We start from the raw sequence: 12,302 nt of genomic DNA on the forward strand, positions 1-12,302 counted from the left end.
CGAGCCCCGCAGGTTGTCGCGGCAGTGGCCGTGTCCCGTTGTAAGCGTGTCGCGTTGCGACCAGCCAGTTAAGCCCATCGGAGCCGTGTGCGTCCACGTTAGACGATCGGACTTGCGGTCGGTGGATGGGTGACGTGTCGCGGTGCTCCTTTGGAACAGATCTTCGTTCAGCCGCATGGTCCGGTGATCCTCGACTTCCTGGCGGTGGGGAGGGTGCGGACGTTGTTCGGAGAGTCGGTGCGTTGTCGAAGCCGGAGGATCTCTTCGTGCTGCGCGGCGAGTTGTGCCAACACGCGCTCCTTGAACTCGGTGAGCTCGGTGATCCGTGCATTGCGTTCCCGGACGAGTTCACGGAGCTTGGCGTTCTCGTCTTTCAGGCTGGTGATCTGGAGTTCGCGCGGGTCTGAGACCTTGCCCGCCTCGCGGAGATCGGCCAGCCGACGCTGAAACTCCTCGGCCAGGTGCTGATAGGGCCCTGGCCGCTGGTTGCCCTGCGGGTCGGTGCGTGCGTAGAAGCCAGTTCTGGCGACGCCGGCTTCTCGTGCGAGGGTCTTGAGGTCGCAACCGCCGCGGGCTGGAAGCTGCCCCAGCAGTAGGCGGTCTATCGCAGCACGGATGCTGGCCTCGTTGCGGCGGCGCTGTTCGGTGGTCAGCGGCATGATGTGCTCTCCTGCATTGCGGTCTGCGGAAACGTGGCGGAGTTCTGGGCCAGTTGGCGGCCGATGATCGGTCTCTCTGCGTCGGCCGTCCACGAGGTCGTGATCATGGAATATCGTGCCGGTCATGACCACGGATGACTGGTTGGCCGACACCCGAACCTCGTATGACACGGTCGCGGTCAGCTATGCCGACCAAGTGCGCGGCGCCCTCGCCGGACACCAGTACCTGCGCGCGGCTCTGGCGTTGTTCGCCGACAGCGTGCGGATCGCTGGCGGCGGGCCGGTCGCGGACGTCGGCTGCGGCCCCGGTGAAGTCACCGCCCACCTGCATGAGCTCGGTGTCGACGCCTTCGGTGTCGACCTCTCCCCTGGGATGATCGACGTGGCCCGGCGAGATCACCCCGGCCTGCGGTTCGAGGTGGGCTCGATGACGGACCTGGACCTCCCCGTCGCTTCGGTGGCCGGCCTGCTCGCCTGGCAGTCGTTGATCCACATCCCTGACGACGAGGTGCCGACTGTGTTCGGGCACTTCCACCGAGCATTGCGTCCCGGCGGACCGCTGCAGCTTCTGTTTCACGTCGGCGACGAGTCGCGTTTGATGACGGAGGGCTATGGCGGTCACCCGATGAAGGTCCATGTCCACCGCCGTCAGCCTGAACAGGTGGCATCCTGGCTGCGCGATGCCGGATTCGTGGTCGAGGCTCAGATGCTGCTCGACCCGGATGCGAAAGCTCAGCAAGCGATTCTTTTCGCACGTAGTAAGTCCTAACTTCTGCATATGTTGGGCTCGCCAGTCGGAACCGGAGGACATGCGGGTGTGCTCCCAGCGGTGCTGGTGGCCTCGTCGATGCTGTCGAGCACTCGTTGGACACGGTCGTGCTCGCGTCGAAGCCGGGTCTTCTCTCCCGTGGGGACTCTGGGGTTGCCGAGGAACGCTTGGAAGGTGGCCGCCTGCTCGGCCCAGATCGGTCGGTGGCAGGCGTGGTGGGTGGCCTGCGGGCAGCGGGCCGAGTCGCACAGTCCGATCAGCGGCCGTGTCGCTTCTGTGGTCCCGGCCAGTCGCAGGCAGAGCGCTTTGGACGGGTCGCGGAACCAGCAGTAGTTGGCCGGGCCGACGTGCAGGCTTGCGGCCTGCGCGCGGAGTAGGTTTTCGATTCGCCGGTCGGTGTCCAGCACCGTCGGCTCGGCCGGTGCGCTGTCCCGCAGCGCGTTGTCGATGTGGGTGAAGGTCGCGATGAGGCCGCGGGCGCCGAGTCCGGCGGGAAGCTGTCCGGCCTGGATCTGGCGGAATGCGTCGATGGTCAGGCGGAGGTGGTGTTCTTCCTCCAGTACCCTGAAGAACAGGCATCCACGGGGCGTGTGGGAATTCCCGGGTGAGGTACAGGTAGGACTCCAGGGTCCATTCCTGGTGTTCGAGCACGGACCCGCCGGAGCGGGCGATCACCAGCCGCTCGCAGGATAGTCAAGCGGGGCAACGAAAGTCGGGTATCCGCAGTCGGACATGAAGCGGTACACCATGCCGCCGTAGGTGTCCTCGTTCCAGCGCCATTCGCCGTGGTCGCGGATTTCGGTGTAGGCGCCGCTGTCGATGGCGTAGGGAACGCCGGCGATCGGCAGGCCGCGGCCGCCGGGACGGTAGGCGGCAAGCGTGTGCGCGGACACGCACAGCGGAACGGGGCTGTGGGCCAGCCACCAGGGTCGATGGGTACCGACGAGGAACAAGAGCCGCCGGGCAGGATCGCGAAAGCGCTGCGACTGTGTCCACGGGGTGATGGTGATGTCGTGCATCGGCGGCCACCGCGCACGGGCGGCCGGAGCGTGTACAGGCATGATGAGTACGTCCATGATCGAATCCGGAGGGGCACGCATCCGCGGCGCTTCGGCAGGGTGCGTTGCCAGGAGCCAAGATGCGGGCCGACCTTGGGAATTTCAGGGCGGGGCCTTGGTTCGTCGCGAGCGTCCTAAAGCCGGGTGCGCGGAGGGACCGATCGCCGGGGGCACCTCAGTACGCTGCTACCGGGAGGTCGGGCTGGAAGGCCGGTTCGGACGAAGATCGTCGATGCCCGGCGTGTAGCGTGACCGGCGTGCCAGGCGGTCGGCGTCGGTGATGAACACGGATTTGCGGTCGATCTGCAGCCAGCCCCGACGGGCGAAGTCGGCCAGGGCCCTGTTCACCGATTCACGGGTGGAACCCACCAGCTGCGCCAGTTCGATCTGGTTGAGGTCACAGACGACCCGGTACCCGCGGCTTTCCCTGGTCCCGAAGCGCAGCATGAACTGGAGGAGGACCGTGGCGAGTCGCGCGGGCACGTCGGTATATGCCGCGTCATGCACTGCGTCGTTGGCACGGCGCACGCGGCGCGCCTGGATACGCAGCAGTTCCTCGGCGAGCTCGGGGCTGGACCTGATGATCAGCTTCAGAGTGGCCCGGTCGACGACGGTCGCCAGCGTCTCGGTGAGCGTGGTCGCAGCGGCGGAGCGTGGGCCTGGGTCGAGCAGGGCAAGTTCGCCGAAGATCTCGTCTGGGCCGACGATCCTGAGCAGGACTTTCTTGCCGTCTCGTTGGCTGCCGATCTTGACCTTGCCGGACCTGACGACGTAAAGGTGATGCGCGGGCTCGCCTTCGGAGAAGATCAGCGCGCCACGCGGGAACTCCACCGGCGCCCCGACCTCCAAGATGGTCGCGTGGAGTGAGGCGTTCGCGGGGACTGTGTCGATGGTGCTGGTGGTGGACATGGCTGTACCTCCTGAGTCGGTCGGGTATGCGGTGCTTTCGCGAGGCCACCGGAGGCGCGCCGGCACTGGGAGCGACGGCGAGATCAGGCGTCGGCGACACCGTGACCGGGAACCTTTGGGCGTTCGCCCCTCTGCTCGGGGCGGCTGCGCCTAGTCGTCGTCGACGGCGAGGGATTCGGCGGTCTGCGCTGCCCAGGTGCGAATACGGTCGGCGGCGGCGGGTGACGCGGTGGCCGCGATGGCGTTCTGCCGATCCAGCCACGGGTCGGTTCCGATGTAGCGCAGCATCGGGTCGTCCGGGTCGATCTCGTAGCGAACGACCTGCGCTACCTCGACACCGTCGACGAACAGCACTTCACGCGGGCCACCGTCACCGTCGTAGGCGGTGACGCACTCAACCAACACGGCGATCACCCACCGTTCCGAGCTCGGCTTCGGGCCCGGTGACCAGGACGCAGGCGAGGGCGGGGGATGAGCGCTCGCCCCACGGTCGTCGGGTGGTCGTTCCAGATTGATTCGGCGATGGAGATCTGGCGGATATCGTGGTCGATGACGGTGGCGGCAGGGATGACCCGGTAGGCGCGGGTGCCGAGTTCGTCGATCAGGTTCCCGGCGAGATCGGCCGGGTCGCCGGCAGGTGCGGAAGTGGCTTGCGGTGGGATGTCGCCGGCGGAGGCGGGCTCGGTCTTGGCGAAGTCCCAGCCGTGGGACACCCGGAAGCTTCTGGGGCCGCGCCATCCTGCCTTGCCGACGGCGTAGGTCGCCGCAGGCGACGCGGCGTGGGTGCGGACGGACGCGCGTAGAAACGGTACGGGCTGCTGGACTCAACGATGGTGGAGGCAGGCATGGACGCTCGCTTTCACGGATTGGCGTGGTGGCTTTCGGAACGGCGAGACCACCCGTCCCCGGTTCTTTCCCACCTGAGCGGTAAGACTGCGGGCGGCACCTGCCGGGGCTGGTGATCTGCGTGCCGAACCTCGCTGCACCCCCAGGTGACGGCCTGATCGGCTTCGCGCGGATCACCCTGCCCGCCGGATACCACCCGGGCTTCCCATGATCAAACTCCGCCCGCAGGCACCCCGGCGCGGCCGGACATCCAGTAACCGCAAGGGAAGCCCCGTGATCGTTACCGGTATGTCAGCTGGTCTCAGCGTGCGGCGCCAGGTAGGCGCACACGTACAGGTAGCCGTCGGATGCCTTGGTGTTGGCTTTGACGGTGACGTCCCTGTCGGCGACGAGAACGAACTCCCCGGCCTCGTTCCTGGACATTTCCCCTGTGGCCAGCAGGGTGGTCGCGAGGTCGATCCACCGCGTGTTGACGCCGTGGTTGAGCCTCGCTAGCAGTTCGGCGACGTCGCGCGCCGGACCGAAAGTCGATTGCCGGTCGCCGAGGATGTCGATGACACTGGTGTCGGTGATAATGGCGCGGGCGCCCCAGGCCGCGCGGACCAGGCGTCGCTCTTCGGGCAGTCCGGCGTCATAGCCGTAGCGAAGGGATCGTTCGCCCAGTTCCTCGTTGATCATCCGGCGACCGACGTTCACCCGCGCGCCCACGTCCACGAGCTGTCGTCGACATACATCCGGGTCATGCTCTGCCGGAGCATGTCGACGGGCAGCCCGGGCATCAGGATCTCGACGTCGCGTGGCGCGACGTCGCCGCCTGCGGTGAGGGTCAGGACGTAGCCGAACCGGCCATGTTCGTCCAGGTTCGATGCGCGCCGCATCTGTGCTTGTTCCAGCGGGGCTTCGCCGACAACTTCCCTGTAGTACGTGCGCATCGCCTCGTCGGCGTGCTCCTTGAGGGCGGCGCGGATCGCCTCGCTGCCAGGATTGATGACCGGTGCGGGCGAGGATGTCACGCCCCTGGCCTGGTCTTCGTGGGTCGGCATGCCAGTCTCCTTCGTGCATGAGCCCTGTGCTGAGCGGATCGGGGCGGTCTTGGACGACGTGGGCGGGCATCGATCTGGCCGGGACGAACCGGAGAGGGTCGGCGCGTCGGCGGTGTGGGGTGTCAGCGCGAAGTCGCGGGCCGACGTTGCGCGGCGGGAAGCAAGTCGACGTCGTCACTGAGACTGGCCGTGAGGTCTACGCGGAATTCTCAGCCGGACTCGTCGGGCAGAATGATCGGCGCGCAGCGGCCGTTCCTGATCAGTTCCAGCAGGCTCGCGCGGCGTCGCGGGGGTTGCGGATGTCAGTGATCCGCCATCCGATCTGGATCTCGTAAGTGAGGGGCGCGGGTAACCGGGTCGCGCCGACGCTGGGACTGTGGCCAGGGGGCGATGGTGAGGTCGTGCATCGGCGGTCACCGCGCTCGCGGGGCCGGAGCGTGAACGGGCATCGAATCGGCGGGAAGGGGCCAGCGGGCCCGGCGTGCCAGCCGCTCGGGGTCGGTGACGAGCACGGACTTGCCTTCGACCCGGATCCAGCCCCGGTCGACGAAGTCGGCCAGGGTCTTGTTGACCGTTTCGCGGGAGGCACCCACGAGTTGCGCCAGTTCGATCTGGGTCAGGTCGTGCACGACCCGGTATCCGCTGCCTTCGGTGGCCCCGAAGCGCTTCACGAACTGCAGCAGAGCACGGGCGAGTCGCGCGGGGACGTCGTTGTAGGCCATGTCCTGCACTGCCGCGCAGGCCCGGCGCAGGCGCCGTGCCTGAATGCGCAGCAGTTCCTCGGCGAGGTCAGAGCGCAACACAATGATCCGCTTGAGCATGGTCCGGTCGATGGCGGTCGCCAGCGTCTCGGTGAGCGTCGTCGCGGTGGCCGAACGCGGCCCAGGGTCGAGCAGGGAAAAGTCGCCGAACATGTCCTCCGGGCCGACGATCCTGAGCAGGGCTTCCTTGCCGTCTCGGGCGGTGCCGATCTTGACCTTGCCGGACGTGACGACGTAGAGCCGGTCTCCGGGTTCGCCTTCGTGGAAGATCACGTGATCTCGCGGGAACTCGAACGGTTCGCCGATCTGCAAGATGATCGTGTGAAATGACGCGTTCTCGAGGATGTCGTCGGTGGTGGACATGCAGTACCTCCTGGTCGGCGCGGTGCGTGGACCAGGGCGAGGGAGCAGGCTGGTGTCGGCGGTGTCCGGCTCGGCGAAGCCGACCGCGGAGCGGGTGCCTGGACACCGCCGACGCCAGCCTGCTTCCATTGCCGGTCCACGACACGCCGCGACCAGGAGGCGCGAGAACCTGCTGAGGCTTGGCGGGTCGTGGATGGTGGTGCTGTTCCCGGTTTGCGGCCAACCCAGAGTTCCTGCCTACAGGGGGTCGGGCAGGGATTTGATCAGGCCAGGTACGGGCCCCGGGGCGAATCCTGGGATGTCCTGGCGTTCGGCGCAGCGGGCGTCGCCGGACGCGAGGTGCAAACCAGGCCTTGGCGTGCGGTCCGCGGGCCGGGTTGTCGACGATCGGTGTGCCGCACCGGCGACACAGCAGGACGACGTCCTCGTCTGCTCCGGCTCCGCACCAGGGGCAATCGATGCGCTGGTCGGGTACCCAGTGATGCTCGCGGCGGATCAGGGGTCGCGGGTTCCCGCAGCGACGACAGCGTCCTCGGACGCGGCCGAGTCCGGCCAGCGCGAGTGCTTCTTTCTGGGTGCAAGCGTGGAAAGTCACGGCCGCACACCCCGATGGGTCTCCGCCGGACGCCAGGACGGTATAGGGGAAGTCGGGGTGGTCTCGGAAGGCGACGCTGCGGTGGTGGTCGAGCAGGCGACCATCGTCGAGGGGGTACCGCGTCGTGGCGTATCCCATCGGGTAGCCCTGCCCCTCGAGACGGACCTGGTCACGTTCCAGGGATTCGGCGACCCGTGCGACATCGGCGGGACGAAGTGGATCGAGCGCGATCGTGCCGCGGCCGACCAGGACGTCGACTCTGCCGTGCGTGAGCTTCCAGGATCGCAGAAGTCCTTTGTGGGACAAGCGAGCGAGAACGGTTGCGGGATCGCGGGGTGCGGCGTTGTCGTTGGCAGCGGGATCAATGGACATCGGTTGTGCCCATGGGATTATCGCCTGTGGCCGGTTGGCCCGACGTGGAACGGCGGCGAGCATCATACCCGCGGTGCCGCACTGATCGAGCCATTCTTCCACTGTGGATAGGTGGCGGTAGATGTGGTTTTCCTTTCCTGCGGTGTCTTGGTTTTGGTAGTCGGTTTGCTCGTCGGGCAGCGTGTAGTCGACCACCGCGCGGATGGAGTCACGGACGGCTGGGGAGATCACATACATCAGGAGCCTGAGCCTTATTTCTCTGCGGTGCGGGAACTTCAGAGGCGGATGCGGGGTCGCGGGACGGGCATCCGGCGGCCGGTCCGGCGACGTCGCACTGGTGTTTCAGTCGTTGTAGGTGGGGAAGGGTCCCCCGGTGCGCTGGATCTCGGCGGCCTGCGTGGCGTCCTCGACGGTGTGCAGGCGGAAAGCGGCGGCGGCGCACCAGGCACCGTAGTAGTGCAGGGATGGTGTTGACGTGCCTGGATTTCCAGCCCGGTCATTGCTCTGCGAATCGCGTCGCGCACCAGGGCACTGGTTGCGGCGTCGAGTGTCCAGGTCACGGCCGACTCGGTCGTGGTGACCTGGACGTCGAGTGCCGTCGTTCCCGCTTTCATGGGTCTGCGGCGATCTGCGGGGGATTGTTGGGTGGGCCGCTGACGTGGACAGCACCCGTGGGAGGGGCTCTTCGGGGCTGGATTCGTCGGCTGGCGGGCCCGGGACTGCGGTTGTGGCGGGCCGTGAAGCGACGTCACGGAGTTCCTGTTCGACCTCGTCGGGACCGAGGTGTTGAAGCAGCGCCTCGATCTGGCTGTCGAGGCCGGCGTCGTTGCTGTTGGGGAACGCGGGCCCGGTTTTGGATCGGGCGGTGGCCGGGGCGAGCGTGAGGACCTGCTCGGCGGTCGCCATGCCGCCGTCGAGCCGCTGACGGTCGCGATGCCGCAGCCACAGACGGGGCTGGGTGTCGTCGGGGAAGGCGGGGTCGCCGACGGTCAGCGGCATGTCGGCGCAGCGGGCGCGCCGGGCGCGTGTCTCCTCGGGAGTACCGATGTCGAGGATGCGAACCGAGCGGGCGAAGTTGTTCTTGCCGTCGACGCGGGGCGAGAGCGTGCGGCGCACGTCGTAGACCGCCCACGGCACACCGGTGATCCGCCGCTCGAACTCGGCGAGGACCTCCTCGGTGCCGGTCGAGGCCTGCAGCAGAGCCAACAACCGCTGGCCCTTGATCAGGCCCTGCGTGGGGTTGAGCGCCGTGGCGACGAACTCCATCGCGAGCGCGAGTACGCCGGCCTCCGGTTCGGCGATGAACCGGGCGACAGCTTAATGCAAATGGGCACTTTCTCGCCGCAGTCGCCGTGTCTAGATGAGTTGGTGTCCTGGTAGGAACGTCAGCGATTGCAACGCCCTCAGGCCAAGGCTGCTGCGCACGTGTCCCGTTTCCCGACCTGTTACGTGGCGTAGATCAAACCGATCGGCCGGTATGGTCTTCGAGGCGAGCGTGCCCGAGATGGCGGAGGTGCTGCGTGGTCGACGAGGTGGTCAGCTCGACCGAGCGTGCCACACGCCGCACCCCTCGCTTTCGCGACCGGCGCGGCAGTGGGGTTGCTCGGCGGCATGATCGGGCTGGGCGGTGCGGAGTTCCGGCTGTCGCTGCTGATCGGGCTGTCCGGGTTTGCCGCGCTGTCGGCGGTGATCCTGAACAAGGCGATGAGCCTGTTCGTTGTGATCACCGTCCTGCCCGCCCGGCTGGCCGCAGTGTCGGCGGCCGAGCTCGGCGCGCACTGAGCGATCGTGCTCAACCGGCTCGCCGGGGGTCTGCTCGGCGCCTGGGCGGGAGCGGCGTGGGCCACCCGTATGCGGAGCGGCCCTCTACCGCGCCCTCGCGGTACTCATGGTCGGCATGGCCGCTGCCTTCCTACAGCTGGACAGGCCGGACGCACGACCGTCACCGCGCGGAGATCCGCGAGTTCTTCGGGTTCACCGAAAGTTCGGTCGCTGACCCAGCCGATGCCACTGACTGGCTGGTCGCCGAGGTGACCGAGGTCGAGCGCCGCGCGGAGCAGGTGGGCGCCGAGTTGCTGGGCTGGCTGAGTGGTCGGCGTTTGGAGCCGCCGACGGCGGGCCGGATAGAGCGGATCGTGCGCTCGGCGCTGGATCGGCCAGCGAGGCGCGGCTGATGGAACGGGTCATCGCGTTGCTGTCGGAGGAAGGTTCTTGAGGGCCCGTCAGGAGTCCGGATTTCGCACAACGTAAGTCGCGGAACCCCGCTCCTTTCGCTTTGAGCGCGAACCGGTTCTGAGAGCCGATCCGCTTCTCGGCGACCTCGGACCGACTGTATTTGGTCTTACTCCCGCAAAGGGTCGTTTGTGAGAGCAGCGCCAGGCTCTCGATGCGAAAGCGGGGAACGGGCGCTCACTCGCTCGTGGGAGGGGCGGGGCGAGAAGTGTTTTCCTTGGGTTTTGGGCCGGGGCGGCGGCTACGTGCGGCGCGGGCGCGGATCTCTTCGGTGGCTGCTCGGTAGGCGGGGGCCGCGTGGGCGAAATAGTCGAACAGGACCTCGCGCTGTTGGGGTGTGTAGCGGTCCAGGACCTCGGCGATCAGTCGGCGGGCAGGACCGACCACGTCCTCGATGTCGGGGAAGGTCTCGGCTGAGGCTTCGACGATGACCCGTCGGCGGTCGGCCGGGTCCGAGGTGCGGCGTAGGTAGCCGGCCTTCTCCAGCCGGTCGATGAGCCGGGTCGTGGCCCCGGTGGTCAGGCCGGCGCGGGCGGCCAGGTCACCCGAGGTGATGCGTCCGGCCAGAGTGATCAGGCTGACCGCGTACCACTCGGTGGGCTGGAGTCCGGCGGCTTCCGCACCGGCCATGCCGTGCAGGCCCACCGCGTCGAGGTACTGGCGGAAGATCACGTGCTGGTCTCCGGGCGTCGGGTTTGCCATCGCTGCGGATGCCCCCTAGGCTAATAGTTGCAATGATGCAGATATTAGGTGTAAGCAGATGTTGCTTCATCTTAACGAACTGGAGGACAGTATGACCACACAGGGCGACAAGGCGGCCATCACCGCGGTGATGGCCGAGATGTACCGCACGTGGGCCCGTAACGACGCCGACGCATACGGGGCACTTTTCACTCAGGACGCCACGTACGTCACGTTCGTCGGGACGTACTACAGCGGCAGGGCCGACATCGTGGAGTGCCACCGCGCGCTGTTCGCGAAGTTCCTCAAGAACACCAAGCTCGCCGGGGAGATCACCGACATCCGGTTCTACGGTCCGGATACCGCGGTCGTCAACGGTCGCGGCGATACCTACAAGGGCGCCGCCGCGCCCCGGTCCTCGAAGCTGTCGAAGGTGCAGACGTGCACGTTCGTGCGTGAGGCGGACGGGCAGTGGCGGGTGGCGGCCTTCCAGAACACCCAGCGCAAGGCGCTGATGGAGGCCATCTCCTTCAAGACCGCCCCCGGCACCATCCCGGCCGCACAGAAGTGATCGGGTCCACCACCCGGGGCATGGCTCTGGTCACGGGGGCAAGTGAGGGCATCGGCCGTGCGGTGGCCCGTGCACTGGCCGCGGACGGCTATACCGTCACCGGCATCGCGCGCGACGAGGCACGTCTGCGCGCGGTCATCGACGGCCTGGGCGAGGGCGGGCATTCGGCGCTCGTCGCGGACCTGGCGACCGAGGACGGCCTGGGACGCGTGGTCCACGGCGTGCAGCAGGGCCGGTTCGACGTCCTGGTCAACAATGCGGGCACCGCGAGTTCCGGGCCGTTCGTCGACGTCCCGCTGGAGCGCGCGACAGCCATGATGAACCTCAACTGCCACGCGCTGCTCACCCTCGCCCACGCCTTCCTGACCGGGGCCCAGCCCGGCGGGGCATTGGTCAACGTCTCGTCCACCCTCGCGTTCGCCCCCATGGCGAACCTGAGCGTCTACAGCGCCACCAAGGCATTCGTCACCTCGTTCTCGGAATCCCTGTGGCATGAGCACAAGGCCCGCGGCATCTATGTCATGGGCCTGTGCCCGGGAATGACCTCGACGCGATCGCAGCCGCACAGCGGCGCTGACGTACCCGCCGGCCTGGTGCAGAGCCCCGAACAGGTCGCTGCCACCGCTCTGGCGGCCCTGCACCGTCGCAAACAGCCCACCGTCATCTGCGGCACGAAGAACACCCTGTTCGCGGCCGTGGCCAGGGCCCTGCCCCGGCGGGCGGCCCTGCGCATCCTCACCCCCGAACGACAGTCTCCCGCCTACCACCGCACGCCCCTCTGAAACGGAGCAGTCCCATACCCATCGCACCCCTGGTCCTCGACGTGCCGCCGACCGACGGAGTCACCGTCGAGGCCTCTACGCGCACGCGAAGCGTCGCCGTCCATGGCAGCTGGTGGTATCGCAGCGAGACCACCGTCACCCCGACACCCGGCGGCAGCATGATCACACTGAAGATCTACAACGTGGTGCAGCGAAGCCGCTGGGCGGTCCCCTGGCCTCCCACCCCGCTCGGCGTGACACGCCGGGCATGGCCGGTCTCCGATCGACGTCCCACGACTCCCGACCCTGAACCTCGAACAAGATCATCTTCGCGTCGGGGAACATACAATCGAGACACGCTGGGCCGCAACACGGAACGGGTGTGGACCGGCGGAGACTCCGTCCAATCGGGACACGGCAGCAAAGCAGTCAGAAGATGGTAGGTGCATGCGCTCTTGACCCAGGTCTCGATCTCTAAGGTCTCGCGCAGGAAGGCCTGGGCGCGGGCGCGGTTCCAGCCGCCGTCCCAGTAGCGCAGCGGGTACTCACCGGTGCGCAGGGCCGTGTCGTACTTGGCATCGCGCTCGGCGCGCCGGGTTTCGCCGAGTTCGTAGCCCATGACGTGTCGGTAGGGCTGTCCCTGGGTGAGCTCTGCGATGACGGTGTCCAGCGGCCACGCTTT

17 protein-coding genes are annotated in these 12,302 nt (G+C 67.5%); 6 read left to right on the forward strand and 11 right to left on the reverse strand.

Annotated features, from left to right (window positions below; translation table 11 throughout):
* Window positions 1–167: 167 nt before the first annotated feature.
* Window positions 168–659, reverse strand: a complete 492-nt coding sequence (locus ACLJRL_RS29100) for a hypothetical protein (RefSeq protein ID WP_410659502.1) — start codon at window positions 657–659, stop codon at window positions 168–170.
* Window positions 660–783: 124 nt separating this feature from the next.
* Here ACLJRL_RS29100 and ACLJRL_RS29105 point away from each other — a divergent pair, with 124 nt between their 5' ends.
* On the forward strand, window positions 784–1,428 hold the full coding sequence (locus ACLJRL_RS29105; protein ID WP_410659503.1) for a class I SAM-dependent DNA methyltransferase: 645 nt from the start codon (window positions 784–786) through the stop codon (window positions 1,426–1,428).
* Window positions 1,429–2,099: 671 nt separating this feature from the next.
* On the opposite strand, the gene ACLJRL_RS29110 is transcribed toward ACLJRL_RS29105, so the two are convergent.
* The 7 genes from ACLJRL_RS29110 to ACLJRL_RS29140 all read right to left on the reverse strand — a co-directional run bounded on the left by ACLJRL_RS29110 (window position 2,100) and on the right by ACLJRL_RS29140 (window position 6,408).
* On the reverse strand, window positions 2,100–2,447 hold the full coding sequence (locus tag ACLJRL_RS29110) for a hypothetical protein (protein WP_410659504.1): 348 nt from the start codon (window positions 2,445–2,447) through the stop codon (window positions 2,100–2,102).
* A gap of 225 nt (window positions 2,448–2,672) precedes the next feature.
* Entirely contained in the window at window positions 2,673–3,395 is a 723-nt protein-coding gene (locus tag ACLJRL_RS29115; protein ID WP_410659505.1) for a Crp/Fnr family transcriptional regulator, read from the reverse strand.
* A 150-nt stretch (window positions 3,396–3,545) separates the two neighbouring features.
* Window positions 3,546–3,800: a hypothetical protein gene (locus ACLJRL_RS29120; RefSeq protein ID WP_410659506.1), complete on the reverse strand. Its 255-nt coding sequence runs from the start codon at window positions 3,798–3,800 to the stop codon at window positions 3,546–3,548.
* A 5-nt stretch (window positions 3,801–3,805) separates the two neighbouring features.
* Window positions 3,806–4,108, reverse strand: a complete 303-nt coding sequence (locus tag ACLJRL_RS29125; protein WP_410659507.1) for a hypothetical protein — start codon at window positions 4,106–4,108, stop codon at window positions 3,806–3,808.
* A 424-nt stretch (window positions 4,109–4,532) separates the two neighbouring features.
* Entirely contained in the window at window positions 4,533–4,955 is a 423-nt protein-coding gene (locus ACLJRL_RS29130; protein ID WP_410659508.1) for a hypothetical protein, read from the reverse strand.
* A complete protein-coding gene (locus ACLJRL_RS29135) occupies window positions 4,934–5,284 on the reverse strand; it encodes a hypothetical protein (RefSeq protein ID WP_410659509.1) in 351 nt (116 codons plus the stop codon). Before ACLJRL_RS29135 ends, ACLJRL_RS29130 begins: the two co-directional genes overlap by 22 nt.
* 413 nt (window positions 5,285–5,697) lie before the next feature.
* Window positions 5,698–6,408 (reverse strand): Crp/Fnr family transcriptional regulator, encoded by a 711-nt coding sequence (locus ACLJRL_RS29140; protein ID WP_410659510.1) that lies wholly within the window; start codon window positions 6,406–6,408, stop codon window positions 5,698–5,700.
* Window positions 6,409–7,060: 652 nt separating this feature from the next.
* Here ACLJRL_RS29140 and ACLJRL_RS29145 point away from each other — a divergent pair.
* Window positions 7,061–7,486, forward strand: coding sequence for a hypothetical protein (locus ACLJRL_RS29145; RefSeq protein WP_410659511.1), 426 nt, complete (start codon window positions 7,061–7,063; stop codon window positions 7,484–7,486).
* Window positions 7,487–7,717: 231 nt separating this feature from the next.
* On the opposite strand, the gene ACLJRL_RS29150 is transcribed toward ACLJRL_RS29145, so the two are convergent.
* Window positions 7,718–8,641: a hypothetical protein gene (locus ACLJRL_RS29150; RefSeq protein ID WP_410659512.1), complete on the reverse strand. Its 924-nt coding sequence runs from the start codon at window positions 8,639–8,641 to the stop codon at window positions 7,718–7,720.
* A 285-nt stretch (window positions 8,642–8,926) separates the two neighbouring features.
* On the opposite strand from ACLJRL_RS29150, the gene ACLJRL_RS29155 reads away from it, so the two are divergent.
* Window positions 8,927–9,157, forward strand: a complete 231-nt coding sequence (locus ACLJRL_RS29155) for a hypothetical protein (RefSeq protein ID WP_410659513.1) — start codon at window positions 8,927–8,929, stop codon at window positions 9,155–9,157.
* Window positions 9,158–9,213: 56 nt separating this feature from the next.
* The gene (locus ACLJRL_RS29160) at window positions 9,214–9,549 is read left to right on the forward strand and encodes a DUF4158 domain-containing protein (protein WP_410659514.1); all 336 of its coding nucleotides are present in this window, start codon (window positions 9,214–9,216) and stop codon (window positions 9,547–9,549) included.
* 235 nt (window positions 9,550–9,784) lie between these two features.
* On the opposite strand, the gene ACLJRL_RS29165 is transcribed toward ACLJRL_RS29160, so the two are convergent.
* Window positions 9,785–10,309 (reverse strand): MarR family winged helix-turn-helix transcriptional regulator, encoded by a 525-nt coding sequence (locus tag ACLJRL_RS29165; RefSeq protein ID WP_410659515.1) that lies wholly within the window; start codon window positions 10,307–10,309, stop codon window positions 9,785–9,787.
* Between the two features lie 91 nt (window positions 10,310–10,400).
* Here ACLJRL_RS29165 and ACLJRL_RS29170 point away from each other — a divergent pair, with 91 nt between their 5' ends.
* Both ACLJRL_RS29170 and ACLJRL_RS29175 read left to right on the forward strand, forming a co-directional pair.
* On the forward strand, window positions 10,401–10,859 hold the full coding sequence (locus ACLJRL_RS29170) for an SgcJ/EcaC family oxidoreductase (protein WP_410659516.1): 459 nt from the start codon (window positions 10,401–10,403) through the stop codon (window positions 10,857–10,859).
* A gap of 20 nt (window positions 10,860–10,879) precedes the next feature.
* Window positions 10,880–11,641 (forward strand): SDR family NAD(P)-dependent oxidoreductase, encoded by a 762-nt coding sequence (locus ACLJRL_RS29175; protein ID WP_410659517.1) that lies wholly within the window; start codon window positions 10,880–10,882, stop codon window positions 11,639–11,641.
* Between the two features lie 175 nt (window positions 11,642–11,816).
* On the opposite strand, the gene ACLJRL_RS29180 is transcribed toward ACLJRL_RS29175, so the two are convergent.
* Window positions 11,817–12,239 (reverse strand): hypothetical protein, encoded by a 423-nt coding sequence (locus ACLJRL_RS29180; protein WP_410659518.1) that lies wholly within the window; start codon window positions 12,237–12,239, stop codon window positions 11,817–11,819.
* Window positions 12,240–12,302: the final 63 nt, after the last annotated feature.

Source organism: Amycolatopsis sp. lyj-112 (genome assembly GCF_046549055.1).
Taxonomy (GTDB): domain Bacteria; phylum Actinomycetota; class Actinomycetes; order Mycobacteriales; family Pseudonocardiaceae; genus Amycolatopsis.

Excerpts from the sequence above, each read along its gene's own strand:
- ACLJRL_RS29100 (WP_410659502.1), bottom strand. The coding sequence starts at position 659 with ATGCCGCTGACCACCGAACAGCGCCGCCGCAACGAGGCCAGCATCCGT.
- ACLJRL_RS29105 (WP_410659503.1), top strand. The coding sequence starts at position 784 with ATGACCACGGATGACTGGTTGGCCGACACCCGAACCTCGTATGACACG.
- ACLJRL_RS29110 (WP_410659504.1), bottom strand. The coding sequence starts at position 2,447 with ATGCACGACATCACCATCACCCCGTGGACACAGTCGCAGCGCTTTCGC.
- ACLJRL_RS29115 (WP_410659505.1), bottom strand. The coding sequence starts at position 3,395 with ATGTCCACCACCAGCACCATCGACACAGTCCCCGCGAACGCCTCACTC.
- ACLJRL_RS29135 (WP_410659509.1), bottom strand. The coding sequence starts at position 5,284 with ATGCCGACCCACGAAGACCAGGCCAGGGGCGTGACATCCTCGCCCGCA.
- ACLJRL_RS29140 (WP_410659510.1), bottom strand. The coding sequence starts at position 6,408 with ATGTCCACCACCGACGACATCCTCGAGAACGCGTCATTTCACACGATC.
- ACLJRL_RS29150 (WP_410659512.1), bottom strand. The coding sequence starts at position 8,641 with ATGGAGTTCGTCGCCACGGCGCTCAACCCCACGCAGGGCCTGATCAAG.
- ACLJRL_RS29165 (WP_410659515.1), bottom strand. The coding sequence starts at position 10,309 with ATGGCAAACCCGACGCCCGGAGACCAGCACGTGATCTTCCGCCAGTAC.
- ACLJRL_RS29170 (WP_410659516.1), top strand. The coding sequence starts at position 10,401 with ATGACCACACAGGGCGACAAGGCGGCCATCACCGCGGTGATGGCCGAG.
- ACLJRL_RS29175 (WP_410659517.1), top strand. The coding sequence starts at position 10,880 with ATGGCTCTGGTCACGGGGGCAAGTGAGGGCATCGGCCGTGCGGTGGCC.
- ACLJRL_RS29180 (WP_410659518.1), bottom strand. The coding sequence starts at position 12,239 with ATGGGCTACGAACTCGGCGAAACCCGGCGCGCCGAGCGCGATGCCAAG.